Annotated in this window: 19 protein-coding genes and 1 tRNA gene; 7 read left to right on the forward strand and 13 right to left on the reverse strand. The window is 41.9% G+C overall.

Going from position 1 to position 20,225, the window contains the following annotated elements:
• Nucleotides 1-28: 28 nt before the first annotated feature.
• From atpD to RT422_RS08215, 8 genes are all read right to left on the reverse strand, one after another.
• The gene (atpD, locus tag RT422_RS08180; RefSeq protein WP_219300278.1) at nt 29-1,429 is read right to left on the reverse strand and encodes a F0F1 ATP synthase subunit beta; all 1,401 of its coding nucleotides are present in this window, start codon (nt 1,427-1,429) and stop codon (nt 29-31) included.
• Nucleotides 1,430-1,454: 25 nt separating this feature from the next.
• A complete protein-coding gene (gene atpG / locus RT422_RS08185) occupies nt 1,455-2,333 on the reverse strand; it encodes a F0F1 ATP synthase subunit gamma (RefSeq protein ID WP_313421954.1) in 879 nt (292 codons plus the stop codon).
• Nucleotides 2,334-2,474: 141 nt separating this feature from the next.
• Complete coding sequence (gene atpA, locus RT422_RS08190) at nt 2,475-4,019, reverse strand: F0F1 ATP synthase subunit alpha (protein WP_144918688.1); 1,545 nt, start codon at nt 4,017-4,019, stop codon at nt 2,475-2,477.
• Between the two features lie 47 nt (nt 4,020-4,066).
• The gene (locus RT422_RS08195; protein WP_076775457.1) at nt 4,067-4,669 is read right to left on the reverse strand and encodes a F0F1 ATP synthase subunit delta; all 603 of its coding nucleotides are present in this window, start codon (nt 4,667-4,669) and stop codon (nt 4,067-4,069) included.
• A 25-nt stretch (nt 4,670-4,694) separates the two neighbouring features.
• Nucleotides 4,695-5,165, reverse strand: a complete 471-nt coding sequence (locus RT422_RS08200) for a F0F1 ATP synthase subunit B (RefSeq protein WP_036594652.1) — start codon at nt 5,163-5,165, stop codon at nt 4,695-4,697.
• A 79-nt stretch (nt 5,166-5,244) separates the two neighbouring features.
• Complete coding sequence (gene atpE, locus RT422_RS08205; RefSeq protein WP_007115820.1) at nt 5,245-5,487, reverse strand: F0F1 ATP synthase subunit C; 243 nt, start codon at nt 5,485-5,487, stop codon at nt 5,245-5,247.
• A 27-nt stretch (nt 5,488-5,514) separates the two neighbouring features.
• Nucleotides 5,515-6,390 carry a F0F1 ATP synthase subunit A gene (gene atpB / locus RT422_RS08210; RefSeq protein WP_007115819.1) on the reverse strand — a complete coding sequence of 292 codons (876 nt, stop codon included), beginning with the start codon at nt 6,388-6,390 and terminating at the stop codon, nt 5,515-5,517.
• A 467-nt stretch (nt 6,391-6,857) separates the two neighbouring features.
• Nucleotides 6,858-7,259, reverse strand: a complete 402-nt coding sequence (locus tag RT422_RS08215; protein ID WP_007115818.1) for an ATP synthase subunit I — start codon at nt 7,257-7,259, stop codon at nt 6,858-6,860.
• Nucleotides 7,260-7,611: 352 nt separating this feature from the next.
• Between RT422_RS08215 and RT422_RS08220 the strand changes: the two genes are divergently transcribed.
• The 4 genes from RT422_RS08220 (at nt 7,612) to gluQRS (ending at nt 10,681) form a co-directional block, all read left to right on the forward strand.
• The gene (locus RT422_RS08220) at nt 7,612-8,055 is read left to right on the forward strand and encodes a Fur family transcriptional regulator (RefSeq protein ID WP_313421955.1); all 444 of its coding nucleotides are present in this window, start codon (nt 7,612-7,614) and stop codon (nt 8,053-8,055) included.
• A 180-nt stretch (nt 8,056-8,235) separates the two neighbouring features.
• A complete protein-coding gene (locus RT422_RS08225) occupies nt 8,236-9,063 on the forward strand; it encodes a metallophosphoesterase (protein ID WP_284034982.1) in 828 nt (275 codons plus the stop codon).
• Nucleotides 9,064-9,288: 225 nt separating this feature from the next.
• A complete protein-coding gene (gene dksA, locus RT422_RS08230) occupies nt 9,289-9,726 on the forward strand; it encodes an RNA polymerase-binding protein DksA (protein WP_036594643.1) in 438 nt (145 codons plus the stop codon).
• Nucleotides 9,719-10,681: a tRNA glutamyl-Q(34) synthetase GluQRS gene (gluQRS, locus tag RT422_RS08235; protein ID WP_284034983.1), complete on the forward strand. Its 963-nt coding sequence runs from the start codon at nt 9,719-9,721 to the stop codon at nt 10,679-10,681. The genes dksA and gluQRS overlap by 8 nt, the downstream gene beginning before the upstream one ends.
• On the opposite strand, the gene ftsW is transcribed toward gluQRS, so the two are convergent.
• Nucleotides 10,678-11,886 (reverse strand): putative lipid II flippase FtsW, encoded by a 1,209-nt coding sequence (gene ftsW, locus RT422_RS08240; RefSeq protein ID WP_177343771.1) that lies wholly within the window; start codon nt 11,884-11,886, stop codon nt 10,678-10,680. The genes gluQRS and ftsW overlap by 4 nt on opposite strands.
• 37 nt (nt 11,887-11,923) lie before the next feature.
• The gene (gene murD, locus RT422_RS08245) at nt 11,924-13,309 is read right to left on the reverse strand and encodes a UDP-N-acetylmuramoyl-L-alanine--D-glutamate ligase (protein WP_309593637.1); all 1,386 of its coding nucleotides are present in this window, start codon (nt 13,307-13,309) and stop codon (nt 11,924-11,926) included.
• Between the two features lie 742 nt (nt 13,310-14,051).
• Between murD and RT422_RS08250 the strand changes: the two genes are divergently transcribed.
• The gene (locus RT422_RS08250) at nt 14,052-14,390 is read left to right on the forward strand and encodes a P-II family nitrogen regulator (protein WP_007115809.1); all 339 of its coding nucleotides are present in this window, start codon (nt 14,052-14,054) and stop codon (nt 14,388-14,390) included.
• Between the two features lie 122 nt (nt 14,391-14,512).
• Nucleotides 14,513-15,838 (forward strand): ammonium transporter, encoded by a 1,326-nt coding sequence (locus RT422_RS08255; RefSeq protein ID WP_099833311.1) that lies wholly within the window; start codon nt 14,513-14,515, stop codon nt 15,836-15,838.
• Between the two features lie 144 nt (nt 15,839-15,982).
• Here the strand turns inward: RT422_RS08255 and RT422_RS08260 are convergent, their stop codons facing one another.
• Nucleotides 15,983-16,357: a DUF2147 domain-containing protein gene (locus RT422_RS08260; protein WP_188875943.1), complete on the reverse strand. Its 375-nt coding sequence runs from the start codon at nt 16,355-16,357 to the stop codon at nt 15,983-15,985.
• A gap of 257 nt (nt 16,358-16,614) precedes the next feature.
• Nucleotides 16,615-17,550 carry a DNA/RNA non-specific endonuclease gene (locus RT422_RS08265; RefSeq protein WP_219300294.1) on the reverse strand — a complete coding sequence of 312 codons (936 nt, stop codon included), beginning with the start codon at nt 17,548-17,550 and terminating at the stop codon, nt 16,615-16,617.
• Nucleotides 17,551-17,676: 126 nt separating this feature from the next.
• Here RT422_RS08265 and RT422_RS08270 point away from each other — a divergent pair.
• Nucleotides 17,677-17,767 (forward strand) — tRNA-Ser (locus tag RT422_RS08270).
• Between the two features lie 57 nt (nt 17,768-17,824).
• Here RT422_RS08270 and RT422_RS08275 read toward each other — a convergent pair.
• On the reverse strand, nt 17,825-19,921 hold the full coding sequence (locus tag RT422_RS08275) for a catalase (RefSeq protein WP_284034984.1): 2,097 nt from the start codon (nt 19,919-19,921) through the stop codon (nt 17,825-17,827).
• Nucleotides 19,922-20,225 lie beyond the last annotated feature (304 nt).

Here is a 20,225-nt window from a genome sequence, read left to right on the forward strand (position 1 = left end):
TTTAAACTAACAGGGTTTGATTGAGAAATTAGCCGCGTAGTTTTTCTGCTGCAGCAACCACTTCTTCAATACCACCTTTCATGTAGAATGCTTGTTCTGGCAAGTCATCATACTCACCATTCAAGATTGCTTTAAAGCTTTGAATGGTTTCACGGATTGGTACATATTTACCTGGTGAGCCGGTGAATACCTCTGCAACGTGGAAAGGTTGTGACAAGAAACGTTGGATTTTACGTGCACGGTATACCACTAATTTATCATCTTCTGATAATTCGTCCATACCCAAAATCGCAATAATGTCTTTCAACTCTTTAAAGCGTTGTAACACTTCTTGAACGCCACGAGCAACAGCATAGTGCTCTTCACCAATAACCAGTGGGTCTAACTGACGCGACGTTGAGTCTAGTGGGTCAACCGCTGGGTAAATACCTTGTGAAGCAATATCACGGCTCAATACCACTGTTGCGTCTAAGTGTGCAAAGGTTGTCGCAGGTGATGGGTCAGTCAAGTCATCGGCAGGAACGTATACCGCTTGTACCGAAGTAATAGAACCTGATTGGGTTGAAGTAATACGTTCTTGTAATACACCCATCTCTTCTGCAAGCGTTGGCTGATAACCTACCGCAGATGGCATACGACCTAATAATGCTGATACTTCGGTACCCGCTAGTGTATAACGATAAATATTGTCAACAAACAATAATACGTCACGACCCTTACCGTTCTCATCTTTTTCGTCACGGAAGTATTCCGCCATGGTCAAACCGGTCAAGGCAACACGTAAACGGTTTCCTGGTGGCTCATTCATCTGACCATACACCATCGCAACTTTATCAAGTACGTTTGAGTCTTTCATCTCGTGGTAGAAGTCATTACCTTCACGGGTACGCTCACCTACGCCAGCAAATACCGATAAACCTGAGTGTGCTTTTGCGATGTTATTGATAAGTTCCATCATGTTAACGGTTTTACCAACACCTGCACCACCGAACAGACCGACTTTACCACCTTTAGCAAATGGGCATAGTAAGTCAATTACTTTAATACCCGTTTCTAAAAGTTCAGTAGAGTTCGATTGTTCATCATAGCTTGGCGCTTCACGGTGAATCGCCCAAGTGTTACTATGCTCTACCGGGCCTGCTTCGTCGATTGGGCGTCCTAAAACGTCCATGATACGACCTAGAGTACCTTTACCCACAGGTACAGAGATTGGTGCGCCAGAGTTGCTAACTGGTAGACCACGTTTTAGACCTTCAGTAGAACCCATGGCGATAGTACGTACGATACCATCACCTAATTGTTGTTGTACTTCTAATGTAGTTTCTGTGCCTTCAACTTTTAAGGCATCATAAATTTTTGGTACGCTTTGACGGTCAAATTCAACGTCAATAACCGCGCCAATAATCTGTACAATACGACCGCTACTCATTACGCTCTCCTTGAATGTAGGTCAATTATGAAACAGCAGCAGCACCGCCAACGATTTCCGAAATTTCTCGGGTAATCGCCGCTTGACGCAGCTTGTTGTAAACCAATTGTAATTCGTTAATTAAGTTACCTGCGTTATCCGTTGCTGCTTTCATAGCAACCATACGTGCAGACTGTTCAGAAGCAATATTTTCTACCACACCTTGATAGACGATTGATTCAACATAACGTCCCATCAAACCATCAAGCAGCTCTTTGGTAGTGGGCTCATAGATGTAATCCCAGCTGTGTTCACGATTTGCCATCGTTTCATCAACCAAAGACTCAGCCGCAATCGGTACTAAGCGTTGCACACTGGGATTTTGCGTCATGGCATTAACAAATTCATTATATACCAGGTAAATTTCATCAATTTCGCCACGATTATACGCATCAAGCATTACTTGAACTGGGACACTGAGTTGCTCAAAGCTTGGGTTATCACCGTAGTGAGTTTCCGCAGCAATCACCGTACCACCAAATGTTTTAAAAAAGCTCACGCCTTTTTGACCCATCACCGCAAAGCGCGTTTCAACCGATTGACTTTTTTGTTGTTTGACGTGCTGCATCAATTTTTTGAATAAGTTGATATTCAAACCACCTGCAAGACCACGGTCAGAACTGACTACAATATAGCCAACACGGTTAACCGCACGAGGTACTAAGTAAGGATGTTTGTAGTCAGGTGAAGCTTTGACTAGATGAGAAACCACTCGACGCATGCTATCAGCATAAGGACGACCTAGTTGCATACGTTCTTGGGCACGTCGCATCTTACTCGCTGCAACCATTTGCATGGCGCGAGTAATTTTCTGGGTACTTTTAATACTAGCAACTTTTGCTCGAATTTCTTTTAAACTTGCCATAAATAATCCATACAGCCATGTTTAGTTTCAGTCCACGCCCATTGATATAACATGGACGAAATTTGGAAAAATGAACAAAGTAATCATAACCCCTTTGTTCATTTATTCTATGACAATGCAGTTCTAAAATTTCAGTAAATCTTAGAATGAATGATTTTGCTTATAGTTTTCAATCGCTGATTTGAATTGGTTTGCGATATCATCATTATAGTTGGCAGTGTTATCAATGTCTGCCATAAAATCACCATGTTGGTCACGTAGGTAACGTAACAAACCTGCTTCAAATGCACCCACTTTGTTCACTGGGACATCAGCTAGATAACCTTCGTTAGAGGCATAAATTACCGCAGCTTGTTCAGCGATGCTCATTGGTGCGTATTGATTTTGTTTCATCAATTCAGTCACACGTTGACCATGGTCAAGCTGTTTACGGGTCGCGTCATCTAAATCAGAAGCAAACTGTGCAAACGCTGCCAATTCACGATACTGTGCCAATGCGGTACGGATACCACCTGACAATTTTTTGATGATTTTAGTCTGCGCTGCACCACCCACACGAGAAACTGAAATACCCGCATTCACCGCTGGACGGATACCTGAGTTAAATAAGCTTGACTCTAGGAAGATCTGACCGTCTGTGATTGAAATCACGTTGGTTGGTACGAATGCTGATACGTCACCTGCTTGGGTTTCAATAATTGGCAAGGCAGTTAATGAACCTGTTTTACCTGTTACAGCACCGTTGGTGAATTTTTCTACATACTCAGCGCTTACACGTGAAGCGCGCTCTAATAGACGTGAGTGAAGGTAGAACACGTCACCTGGGTAAGCTTCACGTCCTGGTGGACGACGTAAAAGCAATGAAATTTGACGATAAGCTACGGCTTGTTTTGATAAGTCATCATAAATGATGAGCGCATCTTCACCGCGGTCACGGAAGTATTCACCCATAGTACAACCAGAGTATGGCGCGATGTACTGCAGCGCTGCTGGTTCAGAAGCAGATGCAACCACAACCGTTGTGTAAGCTAGTGCGCCTGTTTCTTCTAGTTTACGCACCACGTTTGCGATGGTTGAGCGTTTTTGACCAACGGCTACGTACACACATTTAATGCCCGAGTGTTTTTGCGCGATGATCGCATCGATTGCCATGGCTGTTTTACCAGTTTGGCGGTCACCAATGATAAGCTCACGTTGACCACGTCCGATTGGAATCATAGTATCAACAGCTTTATAACCTGTCATTACTGGCTCATCAACTGATTGACGGTCGATAACGCCTGGAGCGATTTTTTCAACTTTATCCGTTAACTTGGCGTTAATTGGGCCTTTACCATCGATAGGATTACCCAGTGCATCTACCACACGACCTAAAAGCTCGGGTCCAACTGGTACTTCTAAAATACGACCAGTACAGTAAGCTTTTTGTCCTTCTTGGAGATTCAAGTATTCACCTAGAACAACCGCACCGACTGAGTCTTGTTCAAGGTTTAGCGCCATACCATATACGCCACCTTCAAACTCAATCATTTCGCCGTACATGGCATCTTCAAGACCATGAATCTGTACGATACCGTCAGATACCATGACAATAGTGCCTTCGTTCTTTGCTGTGGCACCCGCAGTCAGGTCTTGAATTCGCTGCTTAATCAGATTACTGATTTCCGCTGGATTCAATTGTTGCATTGCACTGTTCCTTAATTTTTACTGACTAGAATCAATTTTGTTGAAATTTATGCCGTCAGCTGTGTTTTTAACTGTTTTAATTTGCCACGTACAGAGTCATCGATTACTTTGTCACCGACCTTAATTGTCACACCTGCAATTAGGGCAGGGTCTACATTGACATGTAGTACGACCTTCGCGCCTAGGGAGGTAGCAAGTCGGTGTTCAATGAGTTGCTCTTGCACTTGCGTTAATGGATATGCCGACGTGACATAAGCATGAACTTCTTTTGCATCAGCGGCTTTTAATAAACCAAAACGCTCATTGATACTGGGTAATAATGCCAAACGATCTTGCTCTGCAAGTTGCGTCAAAAAATTAACAAAAGCATTGGAATCTGCTTGTGCCCCACCCTCAATAGCGGTGCTTAAAGTTTTAAACACAGTATTGCTATCTTCAGGTGAACTTTGGTTATAAAGGTCTTTTAAAGTAGCGACTTTAGCTTGTGCAGCAACTGCTGGATTATTGATATAATCGGCAAATGCTTTATCACTAACGATGGCATTCATCACGTTTAAGTAATCTTGCCACTCATTGACAGCGTGATGCTCTTTAGCATAATCAAATGCTGCTTTTGCATAGGGTCTTGCTAAGGTTGATAAATCAGCCATCATATCCTCACTGTACGGTTGCTACTTATAACTTGGCTGCCAATTGGTTTAACATATTGGCATGAGTTTCTGGATTGACCTTTTCTTGTAAGATTTTTTCGGCACCGAGTACGGCAAGTTCTGCAACCTGCGCGCGTAAACCTTCACGGGCTTTATTAATTTCTTGATCAATTGCTTCACGCGCTTGCTGACGAATACGTTCGCCTTCCACTTGTGCTTGCACTCTGGCATCTTCAATCATTTGATTGGCGCTTTTGTTCGCTTGGTCAATGAGTGAAGCGGCTTTTGCTTTTGCTGCGATAAGCTCTTGCTCTGCAGCTTGTGATGCAGTTGCTAAGTCTGCTTTGGCTTTTTCGGCAGCATTTAGGCCATCTGCGATTTTACGTTGGCGATCCGAAATAGCAGCAACCAAAGGCGGCCACACAAACTTCATGCAAAACATCACGAAGATGGCGAATGCAATCGATTGTCCAATTAGGGTTGCATTGATATTCACTTAGAATCCCTCGTTAATTAAGTTTCTTCAATCCTTGTCCACATAAGATGATGTGGACATTGTACTGATAGTGTACCTATTAACCTGCTAAAGGATTTGCGAATAACAATAACATTGCAATACCAACACCGATCATCGGTACGGCGTCAAGAAGACCTGCCACGATGAACATACGAGTTTGCAATTGTGAACCTAGTTCTGGTTGACGAGCGACGCCCTCTAAGAATTTGCCACCTAAGATTGCAAAGCCAATACCTGTGCCTAGTGCACCTAAACCGATTAGCAAAGCAACGGCAAGAACGGTCATACCTTCTAGAGTCATTGATGTATCCTCATTACTGTTTTGAAATTAATGTTCAGTTTGTGATGCAAGGCTAAGATAGACAATGGTTAGCATCATGAAAACGAACGCTTGCAAAGTGATTACTAAAATGTGGAAGATTGCCCACGGTACTGATAACACCCATTGAATCCAAAATGGCATAAGGGCGATTAACACAAAAATTAATTCACCTGCATACATGTTACCAAAAAGTCGTAAGCCAAGTGAGATAGGTTTTGCGATTAGAGTTACAAACTCTAGGATAAAGTTCACTGGAATCAATAAGATTTTAGCGATTGGGTTTTTTGCGCTAAATGGATGAAGGGTTAATTCACCAATAAAACCGCCAAAACCTTTTTCTTTAATACTATAAAAAATGATCAGTGCAAATACTGAGAACGACATACCAAGCGTCACATTTGGGTCAGTACTTGGTACGACTTTCATGTAAACATGGTGTGGGTTATGTCCTAGCAGACCACCAATTTTTTGTGCAATGACAGGCAAATAATCAACTGGCAGAAGATCCATGAAGTTCATCAAGAAAATCCACACAAAAATAGTCAATGCCAATGGCGCAATAACTTTTGATGTGCCATGATAAGTATCACGAACGTTACTATCAACAAACTCCACAATCATTTCAATAAAAGCTTGCATTTTTCCGGGTACACCCGAGGTCGCTCTTTTTGCCACCATATAAAAAATGGCACAAAAAAGAACCCCTAAACCAATCGACCACAGCATTGAGTCTAAATGAATCGCATTGAAACCCATTTCAGAAGCTTGCTGTTTGGTTTCGGCAACTATCCAACCTTCTGTTGGGTGATTACCGAAAGTCCAGTTTGTCAAGTGGTGATTGATATACTCATTTGAAGTAATTTCTGCGTTTGCTTCTGCCATAATCTTAACTTCTTTTTTATATTGAGCTGATAATAGAGGGAGTTAGCGTCAGATATTTGGTCTAATCACAAAAATTTGTAACTTAACACTATAATCGTATCTAACTGAGCTGATGATACTCAATGAGAAGTGCAAACATGACGTCAAAGGCACATCGAGGCGTTTAAGCAATCTGCTTAACTGAGGTGATGAACCGTGAATAAACAACTTGTTTATCAACGTAATAATATAGGCTATCGACCTACTGTGTTTTGCTTGACTCAAATAAGTGGGTCATCAGTAAAACATATATGCAATTGCTTGAAAACTAATTCTTTTTAGCCAATTAACGCTGAGCAATCGCACCTTCAAAAAATTTTCACTATATTAATTCAACTGTTACCTTTTTGTAAAGGATTAAATAGATTTATTTGTGATTTAGTTTAGGTTATTTCTATTATTACGAGATAAATGTAAATAGCCTTTTTTTACCAAGGATTTCGGTAAGTGATAATGAGGTAACTCATTTGCAAAATTAAGTAGCCCGCGAATACCGCAATGGCGTTTAGCGGTTTTAACAGCAGAAAAATCAGTGCAAATCCAATAATGGTCAATACCCACTTTGCCATATGCGCTTGGTAAAAACGATGAACAATTTGACGACGCTGCTGATAGCCCGATTTGCTCAAGGAAATTTTAGCAAAGATGATTTGGCTCACCCACCCTAACACACTACCGGCTAGCAAATTTTTACTCACCACATACTGGCTATTGCCTTGCCAAACATCTAATACAATACCGATGGCAACTAGCCCAAGTATCAGCCAAGACTGCTTGTTGATGGATTGTTGGATAGATTGTGGGTCAAATGGCTTGGCTGGTTTTGACATAGCAAAATAAGGGCTAGCTGATTGTGGGCAGGAATAATAAAAGCAGTATAGCAGAATCTTGATTAAAAATTTGGCTAAAGGTTGTTTTATCTATGCTGACGTTAATCGCCAGTCATTATGAATAGTGTATTGTTAGACTTGTTATATTGTCGGGTATGTTTATAGCTGAATCGCTAATTTCTCAGACAAATTATGCGGTTTTCATGCTAAAGTAAGTTGAGAGTTATTAATGATTTTATGTGATATGACCCAACGTTCTATTCAATCAGCTGGAAGTTCTATTCAGTCAGCTAATAATTATGACGCAAATTGTCACCACCTATCTATATCTATGTCCATGTGTAGGCAACAAATGACCGCCGAGCAGATTGAAGCACAGATTACTCAGATAAAACAAGATTGCCAAGCGCAAGGTTTACGTTTTACTGCGCTGCGAGAGCAGGTGTATCGTTTGATTCTACTTGCCGCTCAGCCCATTGGGGCGTATGAATTATTGGATTTACTGCAATCAGCGAGCGAAAAAGTCGTCGCACCGCCAACTGTATATCGTAGTTTAGAGTTTTTGCTCAGGCATGGCTTGGTTCATCAATTAAATTCCAGCAAGGCATTTTTTGCCTGCTCTCAGCCCACCGATCGCCATGTTGCCGCTTTTTTGGTCTGTCGATGCTGTGGTGAGGTACAAGAGTTTAGCCATCCATCTATCCAGACCATGCTAACTGAGGTTGAGCAATCGACCAATTTTGCCACCCAATCGAGTATTATTGAGCTTTCAGGTGTTTGTGAGCGCTGCCAATAGTTCCCTATTTTATCCAATTATTTGAATGAAGATAGGCTAAAAATTATTTTGCTATTGTGTTTGTCAATTATGAGTATTTGTGATATAAAACATGCCTTATTTAATTAACTTTAGTTAATTAACCGTTGTTTGATAAAGTTGTACTGCCACGATTACCGTCATTATTCTAAGGATAACTGAGTGACGTTACTGCCAAGTTCGATATCACAACACCATGCCGATTATTTTTCAATTATTGAATTAAGTGATCTGCATCTCTTTGATGACCCTAATAAGTTAATGAATGGTGTTAATACCGCAGACACATTTGAATCGGTATTATCCTTGGTCAAACAACAGCGCGATAATGTTGATTTGTTGGTACTGACGGGGGATTTATGTCAAGAACCTACTCAGCAAAATTATGACCGTTTATTTGCAGCCTTAGACGACATCAATATTCCTTTTGTAGCTATCCCGGGCAATCATGATGTGACCCTAGAGCTTGATCATCATCTACCTTTTGCCCAACGCCGTCATTTGCCAGTCAAAGCAGATTCTCGCCTGCAAACCCGCTATAGTATTGCCACCGATTATTGGGACTTATTGTTATTAGACTCTTCTTGTGAGGGGCACAGTCATGGGGAGTTTGATGAGCAGTCATTGCGGTGGCTAGCGCAGCAGTTAGCGAATGCCGATCGGCCTTGTGCAATTTTTTGTCATCATCCGATGGTATTAATCGATTCAGCATGGCTTGATAAGTACACTATAATAAATTCTGAGCGTTTTTGGGAAGTGGTAATGCCGTATCTAGACCGCATTAAAGCTATATTTGTCGGCCATATTCACCAAGAAATGCATAAGATTACTTATGGGACATCGGTATTTGGCTGCCCATCAACCAGCCTACAGTTTAAACCCTTGTGTAAAGACTATACCATTGACGAAATTGCGCCTGGTTTACGTTGGATAAATTTATATAACAATGGGTTACTTGCAACTGGTATCAAAAGAACAGATACTATCTGACTAATTTTTCATGGTTGTTGAACTTATGTTTACAAATTTAATGTCGTGAAAGTTTGGTTAGCTTGTTTATTAAGGTTTTAGCGTTTATTTTAGTTTGATTTCATATACTGGCGAATTGCAGTGTTTAAAGCGTTAATAACGCGATGTCATTGGCTTAAGTGCTGAACTCGTAATGAAATTGTAAACTTAAAATTGTATCACTATCGGTTTTTAGAGGAATTAGCTATGGCATCTGCCCAAAATGAACGTGAATTAAGCTTTACCCCATATCAGCCAGCGGCTGAAGAAGAATATATGAATGACGCACAACTTGCGCATTTTAGAAAAATTTTATTAGATTGGAAAGAGCAGTTAATTAGCGAAGCTGAATCAACCAAATCTTATATTCAAGATGAATCAACGGCAATGCCTGATATTAATGACCGCGCCACCCAAGAAGAAGAGTTTGCGTTGGCACTGCGCACGCGTGACCGTGAGCGTAAACTGATTCGTAAGATTGATAAATCGATTGCCGAGATTGACAGTGGTGATTACGGTTTTTGTGAGACTTGTGGTGTAGAGATTGGTCTGCGTCGTTTAGAAGCCCGTCCAACCGCGACCCAATGTATCGACTGCAAAACGCTATCAGAGATTAAAGAAAAACAAGCATGGGGTCATGCTTAATTTATCAACGTCTCCTGTCATTGGTCGCTTTGCTCCCTCTCCGACGGGAGCTTTGCATTTGGGGTCGCTAGTGACGGCTATTGCCAGTTACTGTATCGCCAAGCAAGCGCAAGGCAAGTGGCTGGTACGCATTGAAGATACTGATACTGAGCGCTGTCATCCAAGATTTAGCAATTTGATTTTAGCAGATTTGGAGCGATTAGGTTTGCACTGGGATGGTAACGTTCGTTACCAGTCGCAACACCTAGACACATATCACGCGTTATTGGATGAGAAGCTAAAAGCAGTAAGTTATGGCTGTGATTGCAGTCGTAAATCCCTGCAAACTTATCAACTTGCCCACCCCAACACCCAATACCCTTATCCTAGAATCTGCGTCCATAAGCGGCTATCGCGCGATCATGCCATTCGCTTAGTAATGCCAGATAACCCAATGCTTTTTTTCGATCAGCTGCAAGGGGTGATTTCAGGCAATCCGCAACGAGAACAGGGTGATATTGTGGTCAGAAGGCGGCGCATTGGGCGGTCTTTTTCAAATACGCCAACCGCCAACAAAGGCATGATTAATTATATGCTGGCGGTGGTGATTGATGACGCGCAACAGAGTGTCAATCAAATTGTGCGCGGCTTGGATATATTGCCATTGACGATACCGCAAATGGTCATCGCGGATTATTTAAATTTTCCCCCTAACCAATACTACTACCACTTACCCATTTTGGTGAATGCACAAGGGCAAAAGCTGTCTAAGCAAACGCTAGCAGAGCCGATTCACGCCTACCCTGCCCCACAACTTATTAAGACCGCACTGCAATTATTACAACAGCCACCGGTTGATCTGGATAAACCGACCACGATGCTCGAGCAGGCGGTTTGCCAATGGAATCATACGCCGCTGCAAGGCAAACAGCGTATAAAAGTCGATAGCTTACAAAATCTTTTGGCAACCCATTAATAATAACGACATTGATTGGCAGGAATCGTTGGGCTTTCTTTAATAATTCGCATCAACAATCCGACGATAATCAGATTAACCACCATAGAAGAACCCCCATAGCTAAAAAATGGCATGGTCAACCCTTTGGTAGGTAGCATTCCCATAGTCATACCGGCATTAACAAAAATTTGCCCAAAGAACAAAATCCCAACCCCAAACGCAAAATAGCTTAAGCGTGTTTGGTGCCGTGCTAGCGCTTGGTAGCTAATGCGCATAACCGTAGTGACCAAAATAATTTGTAACACCAGTAAAAACGACACACCCACTAAGCCTAACTCTTCACCGGTAATCGCTAGTAAAAAGTCGGTATGCGCCTCCGGTAAATGGGAGAGTTTTTGGATGCTTTCCCCATAACCGACACCAAACCATTCACCTCGGGCAAAGGCTACAATACTGCGACCTAGCTGATAGTCACTATTTTTTAAGTCATCAAACGGATCTAAAAACGAGGTTACCCGCTTTAGTCGGTAACTTGCCCCCATAATCGCCATGGTACCTGCCAAAAACATGGCACCCATGATGATAAAAAACTGGCGCATGGGTAACCCGCCGACAAAAATCATCGCCGCAATACAGGTTGCAATAATCACCACCGAACCAAAGTCAGGCTGCAACATGATAAACAAGGTCAACCCCATGGCTATCAGTGTTAGCCGCAAAAAGCCTTTCCAATGGTTACGAATCTCTTCTGATCGGCGCACCAGATAATCTGAGGTGTACAAAATCATCAACAATTTTGCCAATTCAGAGGGCTGAAAATTGATACCACCCAGTTCAATCCAGCGTTTACTGCCGTTAATCACTGACCCACCGATTAGGGTATAAATAATCAGCAAAAGACAAGCCAGCAGCGCATACATAATAAAATCTAAGCGAAACGTCTTGCGAAGCGGGATAAAATACACCAGTAAACCAAGAACTGCACCGATTCCCATGTACGCCAGTTGGTGATAGAAAAAGTAAAAATCACCCAGTTTTTTGGTTTGTGCAAAAGGTATTGACGCGGACGCCACCATCAACAGACTAAATACCATAATGGTTGCCACCGTGGTCAATAGCACCGAATTAATGGGCGGAATCCACTGGCGGCTTTTCTTAGCAGAAACACTGTTAGCTGAGAGGGATGAAGAAAGTGAAGAAGTAGTTGAATGGGGCGCGGGCATAACACAACCTAAATATTAAAAATACACTAGCGAATGATTATTGGGGTTTGACTAAGCGTTGAAAAACTTGTCCACGTTCCACATAGCCACTAAACTGATCAAAACTTGCACAAGCGGGTGATAGCAATAATACGCCTAAAGCGGGGAATGTTGGCTGGTCTTGCCAAGCTTGACTGACCGCTTGTTCCAGGGTTTGGCATTTGGTTAATACAATCCCTGCAGGATTGTGAGCATCTAAACCCGCTGATGCCAAATCAGCCGCGATTTTATCGGCATCTTCTCCAATAAAGTACACCACTTGCGCATAATCCATCAAGGGTTTTGCCAGTTCAGCAAAGTTTTGACCTTTACCTTGCCCGCCCAAAATCACTGCAAGTTTTTTGCCTTTGGGCGCATATACTTTACCTAGCCCCAAAATTGCCGCGATGGTCGAGCCAATGTTAGTGCCTTTGGAGTCGTCAAAACAATCGAGCTGATGGGTGGTTGTGATAAATTCACAGCGATGTGGCAGCCCGACAAAGTTTTTTAATGTCGTTAACATACTGTCTAGCGGCAGACCTGCTAGTTCGCCAATTGCTAGGGCTGACAGCGCATTCATCAAATTATGCTCACCTTTGATCGGCACGTCTTTTTCATTGAGCAACCGCTCGCGACCCCGTGCTAGCCAGATTTCACCATCGCTATCTTTTATCAATCCGTACTGATTCATATCAGGTGCGTTACTACCAAAGCTAATGGTGGGCATATCATCGGATACTAACGGGCGACTAAGCAAGTCCTCGCGGTTGACCACAATGGATTGCACGCCTTGGAATATTCGGTGTTTGGCTTGGTGATAGCCGAGCATATTGCCATGGCGATCTAGATGGTCAGGCGACATGTTAAGCACGGTGGCTACTTTGGCGGACAAATTGGTGGTGGTCTGTAGTTGAAAACTGGATAACTCAAGCACCGCCATCTGTATGGGCTCAAGTAACAAATCAAGCGCGGGCGTTCCTAAGTTACCACCGACACCGACTTTAAACCCCGCATTTTTGACCATCTGGCCAACCAGGGTGGTGACAGTGCTTTTGGCATTAGAGCCGGTAATCGCAATAATCGGAATATCTCGCTGTTTAGCTACCTCATGGAACAATTGAATATCACTGACAATCGCGATTTTTTTCGCACGTGCGCCATCAAATATAGGCAAATAAGGGTCAATACCAGGACTGATGATAATGCGATCTGCCACTGCCAACAGCTCGCCATCTAATGCCCCAAACTTGGTCACTATATCGGTTGGCAAGTGCTCGGCAAGTTTGGGCAGACCGGCATCGGTGACCGCTACGGGGTAGCCAAGCGCGTGTAAATAGTTGACTGCCGACAAGCCTGATTTGCCAAGTCCAACCACCACTTGTAATCCATTGCCACGTTGAATCATGCTCGATGCTGATGGCATGCTTTGGTTGGTTGAAGCAGGTGAAACGGCTGATTGAGTGGCTGAGAGTTGGCTCACGAGAATTCCTTGTAACACTTAAACTTATAATACTTAAACTTGTAACACTTAAATAAGGGTACCGCTAGAGAAGGCAATAACAATACTTGCCGTATAAGCTAAAAAACGTTTTCTATCATACCATTTTATGACAAAAAGTTTTGCGATTAAATGTGAGTTTTCATGTTTTGTAGTGACCGCAATAAAAGGCGGTTTAAATGCTACGATTTTTGCGATGAAGATATACTTTTGATCTGTATTACTCAACAAATTTAACGATTTTAGGCAGTAAAATGCACTTTTTTGGTGCAATTATTTTGTTTTTATCGCCAATTATTAAAATAACTCTAAAAATTATCTACAAAATCGTTAATGGCGCCCAAATAACCTTTTTGGTGCAATAACTGATTTACATTAGAGGAATTTTTATTTTTTGGTTATAATAAAATTACGCTTTCTGTGTGATGGTCGCATTGAAACCACCAAAAAGTTTTTGCTTTATTTTCAATAGGTTGTATTTTTTACCCCCTTAAAAATAGGACATTTATGAAAGTTGGCATAGCTTTTGAATTATCGAAACTACCATTTTCAACATGCTTTACGAATGCTGTTTAGGGTAATCGCTATTAAGCCACTACAGCAGATAGTAACTAACCCAACCATAAGCGGCACTTAAAAGGAAATTATTATGAAATTAATTACGGCTATTTTAAAACCGTTCAAACTAGATGATGTACGTGAGTCACTCTCTGAGATTGGTGTTCAAGGTATCACTGTTACCGAAGTAAAAGGTTTTGGCCGTCAAAAAGGTCATACTGAATTGTATCGTGGTGCTGAGTATGTGGTTGATTTCTTACCGAAGGTTAAGTTAGAAATTGCGGTGACTGACGAAATGGTTGATGCAGCGATTGAAGCTATCACTCGCGTGGCTAGCACGGGCAAAATCGGTGATGGCAAAATCTTTGTATCACCATTAGAACAAGTGATTCGTATCCGTACTGGTGAAACAGGCGCTAATGCTATCTAACACTATCATGACTGTCGTTGTGGCAGGGCTTGTTAAATTTTAAAGTCGACCATCCTTTAAACATTAACGTAGACCTATCAAGCAGCTTAACGACTATCTCAAATAATTTTAAGGGGGTTACGATGAATGCCGTCATTACAAGGGCAGCTTTTGCCAAATTTTTACAGCCACTAGTATCTACTAAATCAATTTTATCGTTATTGTTGTTATCTCCATTGGTGGCTCATGCTGCTGACACGCCTACGCTAAATGCGGGCGACACCGCTTGGGTATTAATTTCGACTGCATTAGTGCTACTAATGACTATTCCAGGGTTGGCATTGTTTTACTCAGGCATGGTGCGCAAAAAGAATATTTTAGGGACAATGGCACACAGTTATGGTGCCACAGCATTAGTATCTATTGTTTGGATTGTGTTGGGTTATTCGCTGGCGTTTGGTAGCAGCGATTTTAATCAATTTGTTGGCGGTTTTGATAATGCATTGTTATCTAATATTGGGCTAGGTGATTTAACCGGTACCGTACCAACCCTGTTATTTGTCACTTTTCAAATGACCTTTGCCATTATCACTGTGGCAATCTTAGCAGGCTCAATTGCTGAACGTATTAAATTCAGTAGCTTTATGGTGTTTACTGCCCTTTGGGTATTATTGGTGTATGCACCGATTTGCCACTGGGTTTGGGGCGGCGGCTGGTTGATGGCAGATGGTGCGCTAGACTTTGCAGGCGGTACGGTCGTGCACATTAATGCCGGTGTGGCAGGTATTGTGTTGGCGGCTGTTCTAGGTAAACGTAATGGCTATAACCGTGACCCAATGGCACCTTCAAACTTGGCTTTAACCTTAATTGGTACGGGTTTGATTTGGGTAGGTTGGTTTGGCTTCAATGGCGGTAGTGCGTTAGCGGCAAATGCATTGGCAGGTAATGCCCTACTCGTCACGCAAGTAGCGGCAGCGGCAGGGGCATTAACTTGGTTTGCCATCGAAAAATTAGTCCGTGGTAAAGCCTCTGTACTGGGCGGTGCATCAGGTGCAGTAGCAGGTCTAGTCGGTATTACCCCAGCGGCAGGTTTTGTGACGGTAGCAGGCGCATTAGCGATTGGTATCATCACCTCATTGGTTTGCTTTTATGCAGTCAACTATCTCAAACGTCTGTTAAAAATCGATGATAGCTTGGATGCGTTTGGATTGCATGGCGTTGGTGGCATCGTCGGTGCCATATTGACAGGTGTCTTTGTGAGTCCTGCTATCACTGGCAAACCACTGGCTTTATCGACTATGGGTCAAGTGTGGGTGCAATTAGAAGGCGTGTTCGCGGTTATCATCTACTGCGCGATTGTGACTTTCATTATTGCCAAAGTGATTCAATTAACCATGGGCTTACGTGTCACTGATGAAGATGAATACACCGGTCTTGACTTAGCCGTACATGGCGAACGTATCGAATAGACAAAGAATGATAAACATAGGCTGATTCAATCAGCCTATTTTTTTATATAAGCATACTAAAAGACTCTACAAAACTTGCGATTGGACAAATAAAAAAGCTAGATATTAATATCTAGCTTTTTTGGGCTTTCAAATCATGGGCGATTATTTAATTTTTTTCCAAGTTTGGCTGCCTTTGACTGGAACAGATAAAGTTAAGGTTGAACCGCTTAATGAAATATCTGCACCTAATCCAAGACCCCAACGTGGGTCTTTTGCTTTACCTGCATATTTGCCATTACCTTTCGCTTTCACGTTTGTTAACACAGTTTTACCAACAAAAGATTTTGCTTTTTCAGTATTGCCCGCAACGATTTTACCGGTGAAAGTAGCACCTGTTTGTGAGATTTGAACTTGGGCTTTTGGTTGATTGTCTTCATAAGTTTGCCAAGTACCCACAATTGGATCGGCAGCCATAGCAGCAACACTTAAAGTAGAAAGAGCAACACCAACGCTGATTGATTTAAGAGAAATTTTCATAACAGTTCCTTCTGTAGCGCACTGCAAAAAAGTAAGGGAAGTGAGATGCAGTGCCATTGACAATCATTATAGCCAAAATGGTTTTGAGGTAAAGATATTTTTTAATACGCAAAAGTTGCTAATAGTTTTCTACATCCTTACAGGGTAAAATTATCCATTTTTTTAATTCTAAGTTATTGATTATAAAATAGTTATTTTTTTAAAAAATCCTTAAGGGGTAAATTGACCAATCAGTCATTTTGGTATATTTATCACTTTTAGGACTTAAATAGACTCATTATCCATTCAAAAATGGTCAAGACTAAATTAACTAAGACTAATAAAATTTGCTGGTTATCGGGCTCTGATTTTGGCGTGTTTTTGTTTTTTGTAGCTGGTGAATAGTCATCGATAGGCAGCGTCATTGCCGTTTTTTGTACCTTCCCTGATAACCCTGGCATGGCATCCACGCCTATTCTTACCGCAAGTTCATCCAGACTAATGATTTCCACTCGCTGACTATCATCATTAGGGACAAAATAAACCCCTGCTTGTTGTAGACTTGGAATATAAATCGCTTTGTACAGATGACTGGGTACTAATATATTGTTATTGATTTTCTTAACCCGATTACTGATAAAAGCCACCCCTGTCACCACATAGATACGATTGTGTTTGATCGCTAGGTAACGGGTACGGGACTCAATGTCTCGCCAAGTGCTACGATTATTGACAGGATTTTGCGGTACAATGTTGGCAAGGCTAAAGCTGTCATATTGTGATTCAAGCGTACTCATATCTGCATTCGGCGCTAGATGCCCACGATCATAAGGTACGTTACGATAATCAGCTAAATAGCCTTTAACCCGATTAGGCAGCTGACTTTCCTCGTGAAAATTATTAACCCTAGATAACTCGCTCGCTTTTTCAATACGCGCTCGTGTCAAATACTCCGCTGACCATAAAGCGGTTTTACTCAGTGACGAATACCCCACAGCAAAGCCATTTAGACATAGATAATAAATCTCAATTGGTTGATTCGAGAGTGGCTGGGGACTTTGTTGGTTAGCATAGGTATTGCCGCATTGATTGAGATGCTGTTTGCGATAATCTAAAGAGCGGCTAGAATGTGCCCATAAGGGCAATAAGGATAAACCCATCACTACCAAGCTCTTTGACAGTGATTTGTGTGAAAGACGCTGATAACCACTCATACGCTATAACTTACCAACTCTAGCCATCGATGAAAATTGATTAATTATACATGACATTTGGCATTATTTTGGGTAAAATAGGCGTCCGTTTTGCGATTACCTATATTTTGAAGTTGCAACCCGATTGGAAACGTGGCTGAGTGGTCGAAAGCGCACGCCTGGAAAGTGTGTATACGTTAATAGCGTATCGAGGGTTCGAATCCCTCCGTTTCCGCCAAACAAATAAAAAGCTAGCTTATTATTAAGCTAGCTTTTTTGTTGCTAGGTTGATGAGTTATGCTAAATCACGCACATTAGGCTCACGATCCCATTCACGCGATTTGGCCTTCTCGATAAAGGTATCTATTTCCTTTAAAGCCACCACACTGGCATCTTTCTCAATATGCTGGGGAATCAGGATAAACTCATCCGTCGCACCGCAATAAGCAATCGCTTTTAGATGGGCGTGCGCATCTTTAAACCACGCAATCGCCTCACTTACTTTGGCTAGTTTTTTCGCTTGCTCCGGCATAATGATACTAACGATTGCATCAAACAAGACAGAAGGCGAACCCGCCAATTGACCGTCAGCTGCAATGGTTTCACCATTGTTTAAGGTAATACTAATTTTTGGTGCTACTATAAAGGGTGTTGCCTTTGCTGCGGTAATCGCCGCTTTATATTTTTCAAGCATTTCTGCATTTGAATCATCTGCGACTAAAATAGCGACTTTACGACCTTCAAGCGTTGGCTTGGCTTTGCCAATCAACTGCAAAGCCGGCGATAATGGCAAATCTTGCACCGGAACCGTCGGCTCAATTGGTTTTGGCACTGGTTTCATCCCTAACCCATCGGCAACGCGTTTACCCAATGTTTCATCAACCGTTAGCAGCTGGGCAACCATGCGCTCACGGATATAGGGTGTCTCAACTTTAGAAAGCTCAAACACAATCGCTGAAGCGATATGCGCCTGCTCAATAGGGGTTTGACTACGATAGAACATACGGGGTTGACTATAAAAGTCTGCAAAGCTTTCTGCACGGATACGACCTTTAACCGCATCGTTATTTTGAGTTAAATCATCTGCAAATGATTTAAACCCAATTGACGGATTTTCACGCGGTTTTTCTGGTTCTAAACTTTGTGGTTCATAAGCGACGCGACCTTTAGGAATTTGCATCTGCATATGGCCATCACGCTGCATATTATGGAATGGACATTTTGGCGCATTAATTGGCAACTGCGCAAAATTTGGTGAACCTAAACGCGAAAGTTGGGTATCGAGATAACTAAATAAACGACCTTGTAGCAATGGGTCATTACTAAAGTCGATACCTGGGACAATGTTTGCTGGGCAGAAAGCCACTTGCTCTGTTTCCGCAAAGAAATTATCGGGATAACGGTTTAATACCATTTTACCCACGATTTCAACAGGGACTAATTCTTCTGGAATTAATTTGGTTGCATCCAAATGATCAAATGGGAATTTTTCTGCTTGTTCTTGGGTAAAGATCTGCACACCAAAGTCCCAAACAACTTCGTCACCATTTTCAAACAAGGTTTCAAATAAATCACGACGATGATAGTCTGGATCAGCACCAGCAACTTTCACAGCTTCATCCCACACATGTGATTGAAGCTGCAAACGTGGACGCCAGTGATAACGGAAGAACACACTTTCGCCTTGGGCATTAATAAAGCGATAGCTATGGATACCAAAGCCCTCAATCATGCGTAAACTGCGAGGAATAGCGCGATCACTCATCGCCCATAGGTAGTTATGTAAGGTTTCAGGGTTTAACGAGATAAAATCATAAAAGGTATCATGCGCTGATGCCGCTTGTGGGAAACCACGATCAGGCTCCATTTTTACAGCATGAATAATATCGGGAAATTTAATCGCATCTTGTATAAAGAACACAGGGGTGTTGTTACCCACTAAATCCCAGTTACCTTCCTCTGTATAGATTTTGACGGCAAAACCGCGAATATCACGCGGCGTATCAATTGATCCCGCACCACCGGCTACCGTTGAAAAACGAGTAAATAATGGGGTTTGTTTGCCCACCTCTGTTAATACCTTAGCTGTGGTAAATTGCTCTAATGATTTGGTTAGTTCAAAATAACCATGGGCTGCCGTACCACGAGCATGTACAACACGTTCAGGAATACGTTCATGGTCAAAATGGGTAATTTTCTCGCGTAAAATAAAATCTTCCAGCAATGCAGGACCCCGGCGACCTGCCTTTAGCGAATTCTGATTATCTGCAATAACAATACCTTGCTGCGTAGTTAAATTGGTTGAATTATTATCAGCCTGCTGATGAGTTTCACCAGCATTGCCTTGCTGAATATTCATATTTGGCTCTGGTTTAACGGGCTTATGTGTCATTTTTTATCCTAGATATTTAATTATATTTGTGATTTTTTAGAAAACATCAAATGTTCGCCTAAGGTTAAAAAAGGATCGACATTGATGTAATCAGTATATAGGATTCAAAAATTTACAGTGTGAAAATGCGTAAAGCTATGTAATAAGTAGGTTATTAATGCAGCATATAAAAAGAATAAAACTAACATCATAATACTGCATGTTATTTTGACAAAAAAAACACCCCCTTACATTAGTAAGGGGGGGTGATTTGGAATAGGGAGCTGACGATGACCTACTCTCACATGGGCGAACCACACTACCA

It is taken from the genome of Moraxella sp. CTOTU49803, from assembly GCF_032097965.1.
GTDB lineage: Bacteria > Pseudomonadota > Gammaproteobacteria > Pseudomonadales > Moraxellaceae > Faucicola > Faucicola tetraodonis.

Excerpts from the sequence above, each read along its gene's own strand:
- atpD (WP_219300278.1), bottom strand. The coding sequence starts at position 1,429 with ATGAGTAGCGGTCGTATTGTACAGATTATTGGCGCGGTTATTGACGTT.
- atpG (WP_313421954.1), bottom strand. The coding sequence starts at position 2,333 with ATGGCAAGTTTAAAAGAAATTCGAGCAAAAGTTGCTAGTATTAAAAGT.
- atpA (WP_144918688.1), bottom strand. The coding sequence starts at position 4,019 with ATGCAACAATTGAATCCAGCGGAAATCAGTAATCTGATTAAGCAGCGA.
- RT422_RS08195 (WP_076775457.1), bottom strand. The coding sequence starts at position 4,669 with ATGGCTGATTTATCAACCTTAGCAAGACCCTATGCAAAAGCAGCATTT.
- atpE (WP_007115820.1), bottom strand. The coding sequence starts at position 5,487 with ATGACTCTAGAAGGTATGACCGTTCTTGCCGTTGCTTTGCTAATCGGT.
- atpB (WP_007115819.1), bottom strand. The coding sequence starts at position 6,390 with ATGGCAGAAGCAAACGCAGAAATTACTTCAAATGAGTATATCAATCAC.
- RT422_RS08215 (WP_007115818.1), bottom strand. The coding sequence starts at position 7,259 with ATGTCAAAACCAGCCAAGCCATTTGACCCACAATCTATCCAACAATCC.
- RT422_RS08220 (WP_313421955.1), top strand. The coding sequence starts at position 7,612 with ATGACCGCCGAGCAGATTGAAGCACAGATTACTCAGATAAAACAAGAT.
- dksA (WP_036594643.1), top strand. The coding sequence starts at position 9,289 with ATGGCATCTGCCCAAAATGAACGTGAATTAAGCTTTACCCCATATCAG.
- gluQRS (WP_284034983.1), top strand. The coding sequence starts at position 9,719 with ATGCTTAATTTATCAACGTCTCCTGTCATTGGTCGCTTTGCTCCCTCT.
- ftsW (WP_177343771.1), bottom strand. The coding sequence starts at position 11,886 with ATGCCCGCGCCCCATTCAACTACTTCTTCACTTTCTTCATCCCTCTCA.
- murD (WP_309593637.1), bottom strand. The coding sequence starts at position 13,309 with ATGATTCAACGTGGCAATGGATTACAAGTGGTGGTTGGACTTGGCAAA.
- RT422_RS08250 (WP_007115809.1), top strand. The coding sequence starts at position 14,052 with ATGAAATTAATTACGGCTATTTTAAAACCGTTCAAACTAGATGATGTA.
- RT422_RS08255 (WP_099833311.1), top strand. The coding sequence starts at position 14,513 with ATGAATGCCGTCATTACAAGGGCAGCTTTTGCCAAATTTTTACAGCCA.
- RT422_RS08260 (WP_188875943.1), bottom strand. The coding sequence starts at position 16,357 with ATGAAAATTTCTCTTAAATCAATCAGCGTTGGTGTTGCTCTTTCTACT.
- RT422_RS08265 (WP_219300294.1), bottom strand. The coding sequence starts at position 17,550 with ATGAGTGGTTATCAGCGTCTTTCACACAAATCACTGTCAAAGAGCTTG.
- RT422_RS08275 (WP_284034984.1), bottom strand. The coding sequence starts at position 19,921 with ATGACACATAAGCCCGTTAAACCAGAGCCAAATATGAATATTCAGCAA.